The 16,261-nt window shown below is 70.0% G+C and carries 16 protein-coding genes and 1 pseudogene; 1 reads left to right on the top strand and 16 read right to left on the bottom strand.

What is annotated here, in order from left to right; translation table 11 throughout:
• Positions 1–118: phosphoribosyltransferase family protein (locus A5663_RS22570; RefSeq protein WP_255396256.1), on the bottom strand; the 118-nt coding region annotated here is incomplete at its 3' end.
• Positions 119–160: 42 nt separating this feature from the next.
• Between A5663_RS22570 and A5663_RS10020 the strand changes: the two are divergent.
• Positions 161–388, top strand: a pseudogene (locus A5663_RS10020) (phosphoribosyltransferase); the annotation flags it as partial.
• Here the strand turns inward: A5663_RS10020 and A5663_RS10015 are convergent.
• The 15 genes from A5663_RS10015 to A5663_RS09945 all read right to left on the bottom strand — a co-directional run bounded on the left by A5663_RS10015 (position 385) and on the right by A5663_RS09945 (position 16,249).
• Entirely contained in the window at positions 385–693 is a 309-nt protein-coding gene (locus A5663_RS10015) for a DUF308 domain-containing protein (RefSeq protein WP_068147526.1), read from the bottom strand. The pseudogene A5663_RS10020 and the gene A5663_RS10015 sit on opposite strands and share 4 nt — an antisense overlap.
• 25 nt (positions 694–718) lie before the next feature.
• Complete coding sequence (locus tag A5663_RS10010; protein WP_068147522.1) at positions 719–1,528, bottom strand: DivIVA domain-containing protein; 810 nt, start codon at positions 1,526–1,528, stop codon at positions 719–721.
• Positions 1,529–1,673: 145 nt separating this feature from the next.
• Positions 1,674–1,964, bottom strand: coding sequence for a YggT family protein (locus A5663_RS10005; RefSeq protein WP_068147519.1), 291 nt, complete (start codon positions 1,962–1,964; stop codon positions 1,674–1,676).
• Between the two features lie 102 nt (positions 1,965–2,066).
• The gene (locus tag A5663_RS10000; protein WP_068147515.1) at positions 2,067–2,717 is read right to left on the bottom strand and encodes a cell division protein SepF; all 651 of its coding nucleotides are present in this window, start codon (positions 2,715–2,717) and stop codon (positions 2,067–2,069) included.
• 13 nt (positions 2,718–2,730) lie between these two features.
• Complete coding sequence (locus A5663_RS09995; protein ID WP_068147513.1) at positions 2,731–3,522, bottom strand: YggS family pyridoxal phosphate-dependent enzyme; 792 nt, start codon at positions 3,520–3,522, stop codon at positions 2,731–2,733.
• A 9-nt stretch (positions 3,523–3,531) separates the two neighbouring features.
• Positions 3,532–4,248 carry a peptidoglycan editing factor PgeF gene (gene pgeF / locus A5663_RS09990; RefSeq protein WP_082974019.1) on the bottom strand — a complete coding sequence of 239 codons (717 nt, stop codon included), beginning with the start codon at positions 4,246–4,248 and terminating at the stop codon, positions 3,532–3,534.
• A gap of 21 nt (positions 4,249–4,269) precedes the next feature.
• Positions 4,270–5,421, bottom strand: a complete 1,152-nt coding sequence (gene ftsZ / locus A5663_RS09985; protein WP_068147504.1) for a cell division protein FtsZ — start codon at positions 5,419–5,421, stop codon at positions 4,270–4,272.
• Positions 5,422–5,602: 181 nt separating this feature from the next.
• Positions 5,603–6,499 carry a cell division protein FtsQ/DivIB gene (locus tag A5663_RS09980; protein WP_068147501.1) on the bottom strand — a complete coding sequence of 299 codons (897 nt, stop codon included), beginning with the start codon at positions 6,497–6,499 and terminating at the stop codon, positions 5,603–5,605.
• A complete protein-coding gene (murC, locus tag A5663_RS09975) occupies positions 6,496–7,899 on the bottom strand; it encodes a UDP-N-acetylmuramate--L-alanine ligase (RefSeq protein WP_068147545.1) in 1,404 nt (467 codons plus the stop codon). Before murC ends, A5663_RS09980 begins: the two co-directional genes overlap by 4 nt.
• Positions 7,900–7,937: 38 nt before the next feature.
• Positions 7,938–9,080: an undecaprenyldiphospho-muramoylpentapeptide beta-N-acetylglucosaminyltransferase gene (gene murG / locus A5663_RS09970; RefSeq protein WP_068147498.1), complete on the bottom strand. Its 1,143-nt coding sequence runs from the start codon at positions 9,078–9,080 to the stop codon at positions 7,938–7,940.
• Positions 9,077–10,606: a putative lipid II flippase FtsW gene (gene ftsW, locus A5663_RS09965; protein ID WP_369816614.1), complete on the bottom strand. Its 1,530-nt coding sequence runs from the start codon at positions 10,604–10,606 to the stop codon at positions 9,077–9,079. The genes murG and ftsW overlap by 4 nt, the downstream gene beginning before the upstream one ends.
• 13 nt (positions 10,607–10,619) lie before the next feature.
• Positions 10,620–12,098 carry a UDP-N-acetylmuramoyl-L-alanine--D-glutamate ligase gene (gene murD, locus A5663_RS09960; protein WP_156744415.1) on the bottom strand — a complete coding sequence of 493 codons (1,479 nt, stop codon included), beginning with the start codon at positions 12,096–12,098 and terminating at the stop codon, positions 10,620–10,622.
• The gene (gene mraY / locus A5663_RS09955; RefSeq protein WP_068147493.1) at positions 12,091–13,170 is read right to left on the bottom strand and encodes a phospho-N-acetylmuramoyl-pentapeptide-transferase; all 1,080 of its coding nucleotides are present in this window, start codon (positions 13,168–13,170) and stop codon (positions 12,091–12,093) included. The genes murD and mraY overlap by 8 nt, the downstream gene beginning before the upstream one ends.
• On the bottom strand, positions 13,167–14,720 hold the full coding sequence (murF, locus tag A5663_RS09950; RefSeq protein WP_068147491.1) for a UDP-N-acetylmuramoyl-tripeptide--D-alanyl-D-alanine ligase: 1,554 nt from the start codon (positions 14,718–14,720) through the stop codon (positions 13,167–13,169). The genes mraY and murF overlap by 4 nt, the downstream gene beginning before the upstream one ends.
• Complete coding sequence (locus A5663_RS09945) at positions 14,717–16,249, bottom strand: UDP-N-acetylmuramoyl-L-alanyl-D-glutamate--2,6-diaminopimelate ligase (RefSeq protein WP_068147487.1); 1,533 nt, start codon at positions 16,247–16,249, stop codon at positions 14,717–14,719. The genes murF and A5663_RS09945 overlap by 4 nt, the downstream gene beginning before the upstream one ends.
• Positions 16,250–16,261 lie beyond the last annotated feature (12 nt).

The following is a 16,261-nucleotide window of genomic DNA, read 5'->3' as shown; positions in this document are numbered from 1 at the left end:
CGGAGGCCGGTCCGACCGGAACTGCGATGACAACTCGAGCCGGCTCCTGTGCCCGCACCGCACGCACCGCCGCGAGCATGCTGGCGCCGGTGGCGATTCCGTCGTCGACGAGGATCACGGTCTTGCCGGCGATCTCGATCGGAGCCCGGTCACCGCGGTAGACCCGCTCGCGGCGGTGCGTGCGGTGCGGGCACAGGAGCCGGCTCGAGTTGTCATCGCAGTTCCGGTCGGACCGGCCTCCGCGTGCCGGCAGCTAACGAGGGAAGCCGACGACGTGGTCTGCGCGGCGATGCCGCCCGGATTCGAAGCCGTCGGTCAGGTGTTCGTCGACTTCCATCAGGTCACCGACGACGAGGTACGCGAATTACTCACGCCGCCAACGATTTAGCGGCGCTCCTCACCGGAGTCGGCCTGTTCGACTACCGTGGTCTCTTCGTCGACTTCGCGTTCGTCGGCGACGGGCTCGTCGTCGGGATAGTCCTCGTATTCCTCGGGCTCGGCGTCCCGACGGTCCTCGTCAGCGCGGTCGGTCCTGCCGGCCGAGCGTTCCCGCACCGCGTCGACGATCAGCAGGATGACGCCGATGAGGCTGGCCGCGATACACACCCAGGCGATCAGCGCATTGCTGGTGACCACCGCCGTCACCAGCGCGGCGAGGCCGATGACGGCGAGAACGAGCGCAACGATCAGCATTGATCAACCTCAGGTCGAAGTGCGTTCAGTTGTTGCCGCGATTGAACTGGTTGAAGCCGCCGCCGTCGTTGCCGGCGCCGGAGTCGACCGGCGCGGCCGACCCACGCTGCCCCAGCTCCTCGAGCTGGGACTCCAGGTAGGTCTTGAGCCTGGTGCGGTATTCGCGTTCGAAGGTGCGCAGCTGCTCGAGGCGGCCTTCCAGCACGGTGCGCTGCTGGTTGATGGTGCCCATGATCTCGGAGTGCTTGCGCTCCGCGTCGGCTTGCAGCGCGTCGGCCTTCTCCTGCGCCTGCCGAAGCTGGGCCTCCGACCGGGTCTGCGCGTCGGCGAGCATGGCGTCGGCGCGCTGGCGTGCCTCGGTGACCGTGGTCTCGGCGGTCTGGCGGGCCTCGCTGACCAACGCGTCGGCCTGCGCGCGTGCATCGGCGAGCAGTTTCTCCGACTCAGCCCTGGCGGTGCCGGTCAACCGGTCCGCGGTGTCCTGGGCCAGGCTCAGCACCTTGGCCGCCTTGAGCGCCTGGTCCTCGTTGGCCTGCGCCGACGGCGCCTCGTACGCCGGCTGCGGAGTGGGTGCCGGAGCCGGCTCGGCGGCGGGCTGTTCGTAGACCGGCATGGCCTGCGTCGACTGGCTGGTGCCGCCACCGCCGCCGGAGGCCAACTCCTGGTCCAGCTCGGCGACACGCTGACGCAGGTCGGCGTTCTCCTCGATGAGCCGCGTCAGCTCGTTCTCCACCAGGTCGAGGAACGCGTCGACCTCGTCCTCGTTGTAACCGCGCTTGCCGATGGGCGGCTTGCTGAACGCGACGTTGTGAACGTCGGCGGGTGTGAGCGGCATCGTCGCCCCCTTGAAGTCTGGACAGTCAACGTCTCGAAGTGTAGAGCGTGGGTGGAACGTAACTGGCGTCCATCCTGTCACAGCAGACGCGGCCGTTGCAGAAGAGGATGAAATTAAGACCGAATTTCACACATCCGGCGGTGGCTCAGGCGGCCGCCCCGAACGCGAGTTGCATGCCGATGAAGGCGACGAGCAACAGCACCATGATCGACAGGTCGAAACGCACCGCACCTATCGTCAGCTGCGGAATCAGGCGACGCAGCAATTTCACCGGCGGGTCTGTCACCGTCATGATCGTCTCCAGGACCACCACCGTCACGCCCTTGGGATGCCAGTCCCGTGAGAAGGATCTGATGAACTCCACGACGATCCGGGCGATCAGCAGCAGCCAGAACACGAACAGCGCGAAGCCAAGGATTTCGAAGAACAGCGACAAGGGAGCCGACCTCGCTACGGGCAGGGGTGTGACATCAGATACCGCCCCTCGTGGCTGGTCACGCCCGAGGTGCGACGCCAGCCTACCTGCCCGGCGAGACTGCTACTGATAGGCGTAGAAGCCGGCCTCGGCGATGCGGCGGCGCTCCTCGGCACTGACGTCGATGTCCGCGGGCGACAGCAGGAACACCTTGGTGGCGACCTTGTCGAACGAGCCCCGCAGCGCGAACGCCAGGCCGGCGGCGAAGTCGACCAGCCGCTTGGCGTCGGCGTTGTCCATCGACACCAGGTCCATGATCACCGGAGTGCCGTCGCGGAACCGCTCACCGATCGTGCGGGCCTCGCTGTAGTCCTTCGGCCGCAGCGTCGTGATCTTCGACAACGGGCTGCCGGCCTCGAAGAGCTCGGCCATCCGGCGCGGGTCCATCGCCAGTGCGCCACGGGTGGCGCCGCGCATGGGAGCGAATCGCGGTGCGGGACGGTCGAATTCGCGCGGGGCGCGAAGCCTCGGCTCGAACCGGTCGTCATAGCCGCCGCGGTAGCCGGCCGGTGCGTCGTCGTATTCGCGGTCGTCGTAGCCCCGATGACCCGCGCTCCCCCGATCCAGGTAACCGTCGTCGTCGAAGCGGTCGTCGCGGCTGCGGCGCGAATACCCACGGGAGGCGCCGCGATCGTCGTCCTCGTAGTACTCGTCGTCGTAGTCATCCATCGGAGCCATACCGAAGTACGCCTTGACCTTGTGCAGTGTGCTCATCGCCCGACCCTTCTCACGCCCTGGACTGTGGTGTCTGTGATGAATATGTGACTGGAGTGACAACTTCTGGTGACGGTAGAGGACGTTGCCCCAATAACGCGGTACCGACACGCACACACGTCGAGCCGTGTTTGACAGCCGCCTCGAGGTCGCCCGACATCCCGGCCGACAAGCCGAGGCGCTGTGGGTAGCCGGCCTGTAGTCGCCGGTGCTCGGCATGCAGTCGGGCGAACGCGTCGTCGGCATCCGCACCCAGCGGAGGGACCGCCATTAGGCCGACGAACTCCAGCCCGTCGGCGTCGTGTACGGCCGCGCACAGTTCGTCGACGAGTTCGGGGTTGTCGATGTCGACCCCGCCCCGGCTCTCGTCGCCGTCGAGGCTCAACTGAAGGAAGACCCGTAGCGGTTCTGCGCGCCGACCCTCCTCGAGGGCGTCGGCCGCGGCCCGGCTCAGCGCGTCTATCAGTCTGCGGCTGTCGACCGAGTGCGCCGCGTACGCCCAGCCCGCGACGGCCCGCGCCTTGTTGCGTTGTATCCGCCCGACCATGTGCCAGCGAATGTCGGGGACACCCTGCATCGAAGCAATTTCTTCTACTTTTTCCGCCGCTTCCTGGGCGCGTGACTCGCCGAAGGACTCGCAGCCCAACCGGCGCAGAACAACGACATCGGCGGCGGGAAAGAATTTGGTCACCGGCAGCAGTTCAATTTCGTCGATTTCGCGTCCGGCGGCCCGGGCGGCGGCGGCGAGCCGCGCCCGCACGACGCCCAGCGCTTCGGCCAGTTCGAGTTCTCGAGGCGTGGGCACGAGCGTCCCTCACTCCATCCACACCAGCGATGCGAGCCGCCCGGTCGGGGCGTCGCGTCGATGGCTGAACAGGTCGCGGTCGTCGACCGTGCAGCGGGGGTCGACGTCGATGGCGGTGACACCCAAAGTCGTTAACTGGCGGTGGATTCCGGCTCGCAGATCCAAACCCGGCGTGTTCTTCGCCGTTGTCGTGCGGCTGCCCGGCAACGCGGACTCGACCTCGGCGGCCATCGCCTCGGGCACCTCGTAGTTGCGGCCGCTGACGGCGGGCCCGAGCAGCGCCGAGATGTCCCCGGGCCGAGCGCCCAGCGAGATCATCGTCTCCACCGTGCGCGCGACGACGCCGTTCTGCGCCCCCACCCGCCCGGCATGCACGGCCGCCACGACGCCGGCCCGGGCGTCGCCCAACAAGACGGGAACACAGTCGGCGGTGACCACCGCCAGGGCCAATCGCGGCAATGTCGTGACGAGCGCGTCGGTCTCGTCGACCGGCGGCTGTTCGGGCTTCGGCCTTTCGGACACCACAGCGACGCGATCGCTGTGCACTTGGTTCATCCACGCGATGCCGTCGTCACCCAGTCCGAGGGCGCGGCTCAACCTTTTGCGGTTGGCGGCGACGGCGGCCGGATCATCCCCGACGTGGTCACCGAGGTTGAAGGTGTCGAACGGCGGCGCGGAGACGCCCCCGGCGCGCGTGGTGGTCACGCGCCGTATGCGAACCGTCACGGTCGCCAGTATTGCTCTGCGCTAGTGACGCATGAAGGGCGGCACGTCGACGTCGTCGTCGGAGATACCGCCGTCGTCCCCGCCGATGCTGACGGTGGCGCCGTTGGTGTGCACGGGCACGCTCGCCGGGTCGGCCGGGTCGAACAGCGACGTGGTGACCCTGCCCGCCTTCCCTGGCGTGATGCCCTGCCCCTCGGCGGGGCTGATCACCGGCTTGCGCCCGGGGCCGGCCGAATCGAAGCCGGCGGCGATCACGGTCACCCGGACCTCGTCTCCGAGCGAGTCGTCGATGACCGTGCCGAAGATGATGTTGGCGTCCTGGTGAGCGGCGTCCTGAACCAGCGATGCGGCTTCGTTGATCTCGAACAGGCCGAGGTCGCTGCCGCCCGCGACCGAGAGCAGCACTCCCTGCGCGCCTTCCATCGACGCCTCGAGCAGCGGCGAGTTGATCGCGATCTCGGCGGCCTTGAGCGCGCGGCCGTCGCCGCGTGCGGAGCCGATGCCCATGAGGGCCGTGCCCGCGCCGCTCATCACACCCTTGACGTCGGCGAAGTCGACGTTGATCAGGCCGGGCGTGGTGATCAGGTCGGTGATGCCCTGCACACCGTTGAGCAGCACCTCGTCGGCGCTGCGGAAGGCGTCCATCAACGAGACCGCGGCATCGCCCATCTGCAGCAGGCGGTCGTTGGGGATCACGATGAGCGTGTCGCAACTCTCGCGCAGCGCCTGGATTCCGTTCTCGGCCTGGTTGCTGCGCCGCTTGCCCTCGAACGAGAACGGCCGCGTCACCACGCCCACCGTCAGGGCGCCGAGCTTGCGCGCGATCGACGCCACCACCGGAGCTCCGCCGGTCCCGGTGCCGCCGCCTTCACCTGCGGTGACGAACACCATGTCGGCGCCGCGCAGGAGTTCCTCGATGTCGTCCTTGGCGTCCTCGGCGGCCTTGCGACCCACCTCGGGGTCGGCACCGGCGCCCAGGCCGCGCGTGGAATCACGGCCGACGTCGAGTTTGACGTCGGCATCGCTCATCAACAGCGCCTGCGCGTCGGTGTTGATGGCGATGAACTCCACGCCCTTGAGGCCTTGTTCGATCATCCGGTTGACGGCGTTTACGCCGCCGCCACCGATACCGACCACCTTGATGACGGCGAGGTAGTTGTGTGGGGGGGTCATCGCGATCCCTTCCTCCCGGGTTGGCTGTCGACACGCCGACCGCTTGGCAAACCCTAAACCTCAACCAGAGGGTTATAGTTATGTCAAGTTGTTCTCGCGCAACCAGAACGGTAGGGCGAGGTCCGGTGGTTGCCGTGCAGGCGCGCCGGTGCGTCGCGGATTTTTCTCGCCTCTTGCGCGGCTACTTCACCGTCGGCAGGTCCGGGCTGGACACGTCGTAGGTGTGGCCCGGCTGGGTGAGCAGCGCGCCGAGTTTCAACGCCTTCTCCTCGGTGCGGTCGGTCGTGCCCCAGACCACCTGCCTGCCGTCGACGAGCTGCAGGGTGATCGCCGCGACCGACGGCGCCGCGATCCGCGCCACCTGCGCGGCCACCTCCGGGCGCAGCGACGTCATGACCTGCAGCGCCGCCTTCGTCGGCTCGTCGTTGGGGCCGGGGTGCTCGACGTCCAGGAACGGCACCCCGGGCGGCGGCAGACCGACCGCGAAGTCGACACCGTCGCGGTCGATCAGGTGCGGCCCGTCCGGATAGTCCTTGACCACCACCGGCTGACGCTCCACGACGGTGATCCGCAGCGTCGACGGGTACTGGCGCTGCACCCGCGCGCTGGCGATCCGGCGGATTGTCGCGACGCGCTCGGCGACATTGTCGGTGTTCACCTGCAGCAACGGTGTGCCGGGAGCGACTGCCGCGGCGGCGAGGACCTCGTCCTGCGTCACCGCGCCCAGCCCCGTGATCACCGTGTCGCGCACCGACATCACCGGGGTGAAGTACAGCAGCAGCCCGAGTCCGACGACCACGACGCTCAGCAGCGCCGACCACATCAGCGCCTTCAACCCCCGCACCGCACCGCGGCCGAGCTTTCTCTGCTGGGTGGCGGGCTTGCCGAGCGCGCGGCGCTTGGCTTCCCGGCGGGCCTGCTCGATCGCGGTGGCCCGGGCCTGGGCGGCTCGGCGCTCCTCGCGCTCACGACGCGCGCGCCGCCGCGGCCCCTCGAAATCCGCGGCGGCCTCCGGTGGCTCCGGCGTCTCGGGCACGACGGCCGGTTCAACCGCCTCGCCGTGCGTCGGCTCCGTCATCGCGCCCCCGGCGTGCCGCGGTTGGCCTTGGCGCGAAGCGCGGCGAGGATCTCGGCGCCGAGCATCGTGACGTCACCGGCGCCCATGGTCGCTATGACATCACCCGGCGCGGCGGTGTCAGCGACGAGCGCCGCGACCGCGGAGAAGTCGGGCACATACGTCACGGGAACGCTGACGTGTTCGGCGACGCTGGCCCCGCTGACGCCGGCGATCGGCTGCTCGCGCGCCGCGTAGACGTCGAGCACGAACACCTCGTCGGCGCTGTCGAGCGCCCTGCCGAAGTCCCGCGCGAATGTCTCTGTGCGCGAATACAAATGGGGCTGGAACACGACGATCGACCGGCCGCCGGCCTGTTCGGAGACGGTGCGCAGCGCGCTCAGCGTGGCCCGCACCTCGGTCGGGTGGTGAGCGTAGTCGTCGAAGACGCGCACACCCGCGGTCGTGCCGACCAACTCGAACCGGCGCCGCACCCCTTCGAAGCCCGCGAGCCCGTCGAGCACTGCGTCGACCGGCGCGCCGATCTCGATCGCGGCCAGCGTCGCCCCGATCGCGTTGAGGGCCATATGCCGCCCCGGCACGGACAGGCGCATCACGCGTGGGTGCGGTTCGCCGGCGAGCTGGATGTGCGCCACCGCACCGGTGTCGTGCTGTTCCCAGCTCAGCAGCTCGCCGTGCAGCCGGCCGTCGGGACCGCTGCCGTAGCGCAACACGCGGATACCCAACTCGTCGGTGCGCTCGGCCAGCGCCGCGGACCCCGGATCGTCGGTGCAGACCACCAGTGCGCCACCGGGTTTGAGGCGTTCGACGAAATCGTCGAACACGGCGCCGTACGCCTCGGCGCTGCCGAAGAAATCGAGATGGTCGGCCTCGATGTTGGTCACCACGGCGACATCGGGCGTGTACTCCAGCAGTGAGCCGTCGCTCTCGTCGGCCTCTGCCACGAAGCAGTCACCGCTGCCGTTGTGCGCGTTGGTCCCCGCCTCGCCGAGGTCGCCGCCGACGGCGAACGACGGGTCGAAACCGGTGTGCTGCAACGCCACGATGAGCATCGACGTCGTCGTGGTCTTGCCGTGCGTGCCGGTCACCATCAACGTGGTGTGACCGGCCATGAGCTTGGCCAGCACCACGGGGCGCAGGATCACCGGGATTCCGCGCCGACGCGCTTCGACCAGTTCGGGATTCGTCTTGGGGATCGCGGCGTGCGTGGTGACCACCGCGGTCGGGCCGCCGGGCAACAGGTCCAGCGAGGACGCGTCGTGCCCGATCCGGATGGCTGCGCCGCGGGCCCGCAGCGCGGCCACCGCCCGGGACTCCTTGGCGTCAGAGCCCGACACCAGCCCTCCGCGATCCAGCAGGATGCGGGCGATACCCGACATGCCCGCTCCCCCGATGCCGACCATGTGCACCCGCCGCAGCTCGGCCGGTAGTGACTTCGCTTTCACTGCAAGCTCTTTCGGCCGAAGTCACGCGCCACTTCCAGCGCGATCTCGGCGACGCGTCTGGCCGCGTCGCGGTGGCCGGCCAGCGCGGCGGCCGCCGTCATGGTCTGCATCCTGCCGCGGTCGGTGAGCAGGCCCGCGACGGTGTCGGCGACGTAACGCGGCGACAGGTCGGCGTCGTCGACGATCAACCCGCCGCCGGCGTCGATCACGGGCAGCGCGTTGAGCCGCTGCTCGCCGTTGCCTATCGGCAGCGGGACGTACACCGCAGGCAGCCCCACCGCGGTCAGCTCGGCGACCGTCATCGCACCCGATCGGCAGATCGCCAGGTCCGCGGCGGCGTACGCGAGGTCCATTCGGTCCAGGTACGGCACGGCGACGTAGTGCGCGTCGCCGCCGGCGGTTCCGGGGAGGTCGAGAGTGTTCTTCGGACCGTGGGCGTGCAGCACGGAGATTCCTGCTGCGGCAAGGTCTTTCGCGGCACCGGACACGGCGCGGTTGAGCGACTGCGCGCCCTGCGACCCGCCGAACACCAACAGCACACGGGCGTCGGGGGCGAAGCCGAAGTGCGCGCGGGCCTCGGCTCGCAACGCCGCCCGGTCCAGCGAGGTGATCGCCGCGCGCACCGGAACGCCGACCACCTCGACCTCGCCCAACCCTGGGTCCGGCACGGCCGAGAGCACCCGCTGCGCCGACCGCGCCCCGACGCGGTTGGCCCAGCCCGCGCTGGCGTTCGCCTCGTGCACCACCACCGGCACCCGCTTGCCTCGCCGCACACTGTGCGAGGCCAGATAGGCGGGCAGCGCCACGTAGCCGCCGAAACCGATCACCACGTCGGCGTCGACCTCGTCGAGCACCGCTCTGGTCTGCCGCACCGCCTGGCGCACGCGGACGGGCAGGCGCAGCAGGTCACCGGAGAGTTTTCGCGGCAAGGGCACCGGCGTGATCAGTTCGAGGTCGTACCCGCGTTCCGGTACGAGCCGGGTTTCCAGCCCGCGCGGAGTACCCAGCGCGGTGATGCGCACCTTCGGGGAGAGCGCGGCCAACGCGTCGGCCACCGCCATCGCCGGTTCGACGTGTCCCGCGGTGCCACCGCCGGCGAGTACCACAGAGACTCCCCGGGCGGAAACCGAGTCGTTCACCCGTAACGTTGACCTTCCAGTGCGCGCCGCCGGCTTCGCTCCGTACGGCCGCCTCCATGATGCCTTGCGTCCCGAACCGGCCCACCGGCCGTCTGACGTTTGCGGCGGCTGTCACCGGCCTGCTTGCGCGCGGCTTTGGCGGCCTGCTTGGGGGCGGGCTTCGCGGGGCGGCCACGCTTGGCCGGACCGGACTTGCGCGACCGGTCGGCACCGCGCCCACTGAGCCGGTCGCGCAGCGCCTCGGTGCGCGTCGGCACATACGGGGTGGGCAGCGGCAACCGCAGCAGGTTGTTCATGCGGTCATCGCGGCCCGCGCGCAGCGCCGCCACCGCCTCCGGTTCGTGACGCGCCGCGTTCGCCATGATTCCGATCATCAAAAGTGTTGTGGCCGTTGATGTCCCACCGGCAGAGATCAGCGGCAGCTGCAGGCCGGTGACCGGTAGCAGCCCGACCACGTAACCGACGTTGATGAACACCTGGCCCAGGATCCACAGCGTCGCCGTCGCGGTCAGCAGGCGCAGGAACGGATCCGCGGACCGCCGGGCGATGCGCATTCCGGTGTAGGCGAACAGCCCGAACAGGCACAGCAGCCCGGCCGCACCGACGAAGCCCAGTTCCTCGCCGATGATCGCGAAGATGAAGTCGTTGTGCGCGTTGGGCAGGTAGTTCCACTTCGCCGAGCCCTGGCCGAGCCCGTCACCGAAGATCCCACCGTTGGCCAGCGCGAACCGGGCCTGACGAGCCTGATACCCCGACCCCTGCGAGTCGGCGGCCGGATTCAGCCAGGACTGCACCCGGTCGGACCGGTAACCCGCGGTCATGGCCAGCACCGCGGCCGACGCCACGGCCGCGACCAGCGAGGTGACGAACACCCGCAGCGGCAGCCCGGCATACCACAGCAGGCCCAGCAGGATGATTCCCATCGACACCGTCTGCCCCAGGTCGGGCTGGGCGACGATCAGCGCCAACGCGATGACCGCCGCCGGCACCAGCGGGATCAGCATCTCCTTGAGCGTGGCCTGTTCCATGCGACGAGCGGCCAGCAGATGCGCGCCCCAGATGGCGAAGGCGATCTTGGTCAGCTCCGAGGGCTGCATCGAGAATCCCGCCACCACGAACCAGCCGCGCGCGCCGTTCGACTCCGTGCCGATGCCCGGAATGAGCACCAGGACCAGCAGTACGACGGTGAACGCGAAGGCGGAGAAGGCGAGCCTGCGCATCAGGTTCACCGGAACGCGCATCGCGAAGTAGAACGCGAACAGCCCGACGATCGTCCAGAGCACCTGCTTGCCGAACACGATCCACGGCGACCCGTCCTGGTCGTAGGAGTACACGCCGGACGCCGACAGCACCATCGTCAGGCCGAGGGTCGTCAGCAGTGCTGCCACCGCGATGATCAGGTGGAACGACGTCATCGGCCGACCGAGCCACGCCCCGAACCGCGTCCGGGGGCCGACCGACGCGGACGCCGGTTCCGCGGGTTGGTCCGCTGCGCCCGTCCTGCGCAGCCGCAGCCGGGTCAGGATGCTGCTCACGGTGCTACCCGGACAGGGCGCGCACGGCGTCGCCGAACGCATCGCCGCGGTCGCTGTAACCGCTGAACTGGTCGAAGGAGGCGCCGGCCGGCGCCAGCAACACGGTGTCACCGGCGCGCGCGAGACCTCTGGCCGCGCGGACCACGGCGGTCATGATCACGTCACCGGTCGCGCTCCCCCCGACGCTGATCACATTGGTAACAGGACTAACTTCCGACCCACTTGTCCCTGGCACCCCAAAATCCTCCCCCGTCACAACCTCGATGACGGGTACATCCGGCGCGTGTCGCGATAACGCCTCGGCGATCACCGGCTTGTCGCGACCAAGCAGCACCGCTCCGACCAGCCGATTCCCGACCGTCGCGACGAGTTCGTCGACTGATGCGCCCTTGAGCAGGCCGCCGGCCACCCAGACCACCCGCGGATACGCCGCGATGGACGCCCGGGCCGCGTGCGGGTTGGTCGCCTTGGAGTCGTCGACGTAGGTGACCCCGTCGACCGTGGCGATCACCTCGGCGCGGTGCCTGCCGACGCGGAAGCCGGCGAGCGCGGCGGCGATGGCGCTCCGCGGCACCTCCACCGCGCGGGCCAACGCCGCCGCACCGAGCGCGTCGAGCACCCCGACCGGGCCGGCGACCGGGATCGACGCCACCGCGGCCAGCGCTGCACCGCCTTCGGGCGGTTCGCCGAACGCGTTGTCGACGAGCATTCCGTCGACCACACCGAGTTCGCCGGCCCGCGGTTCGGCCAGCCGGAAGCCGACACGGGTCGGTGCGGCGGCGGTGTCGAGCAGGCTGGCAGCGACCGGGTCGTCGAGGCCGACCACCGCGACGCGCCCGTCCAGCACGCGGGCCTTGTCGCGCGCGTAGGCGGCCATGGAACCGTGCCAGTCCAAGTGGTCCTCGGCGACGTTGAGCACCACGCCGGCGTCCGGGCGCAGCGACGGCGCCCAATGCAGCTGGAAGCTCGACAGTTCGACCGCGAGCAGTTCGGACGGCTCGGCCAGCACGTCGAGCACGGGGTTGCCGATGTTGCCGCACAGCACAGCGCGTCGTCCTGCCGCGACCAGCATGGCGTGCAGCATCGAGGTGGTCGTGGTCTTGCCGTTGGTCCCGGTGACGACCAGCCAGCGCCGCGGCGGACCGAACCAGCCCGCCTGGTCCAGTCGCCAGGCCAGCTCCACGTCACCCCAGATCGGCACTCCGGCGGCGGCAGCGGCCGTCAGCACCGGCGTGGTCGGCGCGAACCCCGGGCTGGTGATCACCAGGGCGTAATCGCCGATGTGCGCCTGGGCCTCGGCGGTGGTGACGACCGTCGCCGGCGTGATGAGCCGCTGCAGCGCCAACGGGTCGTCGTCGCAGATGGTCAGCCGCACACCGGTGGGCTCCAGCACCGCACTGACCGAGCGGCCGGTGAGACCGGCGCCGGTCACCAGGACGCGGGCACCCGGTACCAGGGGCTCCAGCCGGATCACCTCAGGCACCGACGGTGGTGAGCCACTCGCTGTAGAACAGCGCCACTCCGAGGCCGCAGGCGATTGCGGTGAGCAACCAGAAGCGGATGATCACCGTCGTCTCCGCCCATCCGACCAGTTCGAAGTGATGGTGGAACGGCGCCATCCGGAACACCCGGCGCCCGGTGGTGCGGAACGCCAGGATCTGCACCACCACCGACACCACCTCGGCGACGAACAGCGCGCCGAGCACCACGGCCAGCATCTCGGTGCGACTCGCCACCGACAGCCCGGCGATGATTCCGCCCAAGGCCAGCGATCCGGTGTCACCCATGAAGATCTTGGCCGGCGCGGCGTTCCACCACAGGAAACCGATGCACGCGCCGGCGGTCGCGGCGGCGATGATCGCCAGGTCGAGCGGGTCGCGCACGTTGTAACACCCCAGCCCGGGGCTCGTCGCGCACGCGTTGCGGAACTGCCAGAACGTGATCAGCACGTAGGCCGCGCACACCATCGCCATCGCACCAGCGGCAAGCCCGTCCAGCCCGTCGGTGAAGTTCACCGCGTTCGACCACGCGCTGACCACGACGACGCAGAACAGCACGAACAGCACGGGCGGCAATGTGACCGTGGCGATCTCCCGCACATAGGACAGTTCGGCGCTGCCCGGCGTCAGCCCGTCGGTGTTGTGGAACTGCAGGGCCAGCACGCCGAACAGCACCGCGGCGGTGAGGATGCCGACGGTCTTGGCGGTCTTGTTCAGGCCGAGGTTGCGTGAGCGCCGGATCTTGATCAGGTCGTCGACGAAACCGACCACGCCCAGCGCGCTGGCCAGGAAAAGCACCAGCAGGCCCGACGCCGACGGCCCCCTGCCGTCGATCACGATGCCGACCAGATGAGTGCCCAGGTAGCTGGCCCAGATCCCCGCGACGATCGCCACCCCGCCCATCGAGGGCGTGCCGCGTTTCTTGTGGTGGGTCGGCGGCCCGTCTTCGCGGATCTCGTGGCCGAAGCCCTGCCGGGTGAACAGCCGGATCAGCAACGGGGTGAGCAGTATGGACACCGTCAGCGCGATACCGACGGCAATGAGGATCTGCCTCATGCGTTCGGGTCCCGGCTCTCGGCGGCCCCAAGATCGAGCAGGGCGTCGGCCAACGCGCCCAGGCCGGCCGAATTCGAGGCCTTCACCAGCACCACGTCCGACGGCCGCAGTTCGGCCCGCAGCAGCTCCAGCGCCGCGTCGGCGTCGGCGACCATGGTGGCCTCGGACCCCCAGGACCCTTCCATCACCGCGCCGTGGTGCATGGCGCTCATAGTCCTCCCGGTTCCGACGACGACGAGTCGTGACACATCTAATCGCACGGCCAGCCGCCCGATGCGGTCATGCTCGGATATCGCGTCGTCGCCGAGCTCGGCCATCTCGCCGAGCACTGCCCAGCTGCGCCGGCCCCCGCCTCCCGTACCTCCCCTGCGCTGCGCGCGTGGGCCCACCGGGTGTGGGCCCACGCGGGCCATCCAGGCCAGCGCCTTGAGCCCGGCGCGCACCGAGTCGGGGTTGGCGTTGTAAGCATCGTTGATGACCGTCACGCCGTCGCTGCGGGTGCTCACCTGCATGCGGTGTTTGGACACCGGACCGGCGGTGGCCAGCGCGCCGGCCACCTGGTCGAGCGAGGCGCCGCACTCCAGCGCGACAGCGGCCGCGCACAGCGCGTTGGACACCTGGTGGTCGCCGTGCACGGCCAGCGAGACGGCAACTTGTCCGGTCGCGGCGTGCAGGGTGAACCGCGGCCTGGCCAGCTCGTCGAGGGTGACCGCCTCAGCCCAGATGTCGGCGCCCGCCTCCCGCGACACCCGGACCACCCGCGCGGCGGTCAGCTCGGCCATCGCGGCCACCGCGGAGTCGTCGACGTTGAGGATCACCGCGCCGGATGCCGGAACAGCTTGCGGCAGTTCGGATTTGGTGGCGGCAATCGCTTCCCGAGAGCCGAACTCGCCGAGGTGGGCGGTACCGACGTTGAGCACCACCGCGATGGACGGGGTGGCGATCGCCGCCAGCGCGGCGATGTTGCCGCGGTGGCGTGCCGACATCTCCAGCACCAGGTAGTCGGTGGAGCGCGTCGCACGTAGGACGGTCCAGGGGTGCCCGAGTTCGTTGTTGAACGAGCCCGGCGGCGCAATCACCTCACCGAGCGGGGCCAGCACCGCTGCGATCAGATCTTTGGTCGACGTCTTGCCCGACGAACCGGTGATGCCGACGATCGTCAAGCCGCCCTCGACGAGTTCGGCGGCGACCGCGGCGGCCAACTTGGCCAGCGCTGCGAGCACCGCAGCGCCGGAGCCGTCCACGTCGTGTTCGAGCACGCCTGCGCCGCGGTCGGACGTCTCGGGCGTCGGATCGACGACGATCGCCGGCACCCCGACCGGCCGCGCGGCGAGCACCGCTGCGGCACCGGCGGCGGCGGCCGCCGCGGCGAAGTCGTGTCCGTCGGACCGGGCGCCGGGCAGCGCGATGAAAAGGCCGCCGGAAGTGACTGCGCGCGAGTCGAACTCGACGGTCCCGGTGATCCGGATGAGCGCGGCGTCCTCGGCGGAGATGTCGGTGAGCCGGCCGCCGACGATTTCGGCGACCTCAGCGAGGGTGAAGTCGATCATCGTCGGTACCCGGCCGCCTCGAGCGCCTGCGCCAGTTCCGCACGATCGTCGAACGGACGGGTCACACCGGCGCTGGTCTGGCCGGCCTCATGCCCTTTCCCGGCGACGAGCACGACATCGCCGGGCTGCGCCCACCCCACCGCGTAGTCGATCGCCGCACGGCGGTCGCCGATGTCGACGACTTTCGCACCGCCCACCGCACCGGCGACTATCGCCGCGCGGATCGTCGCCGGATCCTCGTTGCGTGGATTGTCGTCGGTGACCACGACGAGATCGGCCAGTTCGGCGGCGACCTGTCCCATCTCCGCCCGCTTGCCCGGGTCGCGGTCGCCGCCCGCCCCGAACACCGCCGCCACCCGGCCGCGGGTCTGGGCCCGCAGCGTCTCGAGCACGGCCTGCAGGGCGCCGGGTTTGTGCGCATAGTCGACCAGCGCCAGGAAGTCCTGGCCACGATCGATGGTTTCCATCCGGCCGGGCACCGTCGCCGAGCGCAGACCGGGCGCGGCCTGTTCCGGCGAAACGCCGACCGCGTCGAGGAGTGCCGCCGCGAGCAGGCAGTTGGCCACGTTGTAGCGACCCGGCAGCTCGATGCGCAGCCCGTGGTGCACACCTGCCGGGTCCACCGCGACGAACTCCTGCGCGTTGCGGTCCACGGCGCGGACGTCTTCGATGCGCCAGTCGGCATCGCGTCCGGTCGCACTCACCGTCACCGGGTCAGCGGCCAGCCGCGCCATCTCCCGGCCCGCGTCGTCGTCCACGCACAGCACGGAAACCTCTGCGCGAGTAGGCGATTCGGGAGCGAATAGCCGCGCCTTGGCTTCGAAGTAGTCGCGCATCGTCGGGTGGAAGTCGAGGTGGTCCCGGGACAGGTTGGTGAATCCGCCGACCGCGAAGCGCACCCCGTCGACCCGCCCCAGCGACAGCGCGTGGCTGGACACCTCCATGACCACGGTATCGACACCCTGCTCGACCATCACCGCGAGCAGGGCCTGCAGGTCGGGCGCTTCGGGCGTGGTCAGCGCGCTGGCCTGATCGTGCCCGGCGATGCGGACGCCGACGGTGCCGACCAGTCCCGCCACGCGCTGCGCCGATCGCAGTCCGGCCTCCACCAGATAGGTGGTGGTCGTCTTGCCGGAGGTTCCGGTGACGCCGATGACCCGCAGCCGTTCCGACGGTCGTCCGTACACGATCGCGGCCAGCTCACCCAGCACGGACCGCGGAGACTGGTGAACGAGGAGCGGCACACCGACATCGGGTCCCACGAGCGCCAGTCCGTCCGGATCGGTCAGGACGGCGACCGCCCCGCGTGCGAGCGCCTCACCGACATGCCGTCCGCCGTGCGACGAGGCACCGGGCAGCGCCGCGAACAGGTCACCGGGCTGGACGTCTCCGCTGCGCAGCGTGACGCCCGTGACCCGGATGTCCGATACCGCCGGACCGGACATGGCGCCCCCGGCCGGCACCGCGTTGACCTGCTCCGCCAACGGCCCGAACGCCGGGCCGGCGGGATGGCTGGGTCGCAGGTTCATAGCGCAGATACA

This window comes from Mycobacterium sp. E740 (genome assembly GCF_001672895.1).
In the GTDB taxonomy this organism is placed as follows: Bacteria; Actinomycetota; Actinomycetes; order Mycobacteriales; family Mycobacteriaceae; genus Mycobacterium.
This window is presented reverse-complemented; position numbering and strand designations above follow the sequence as displayed.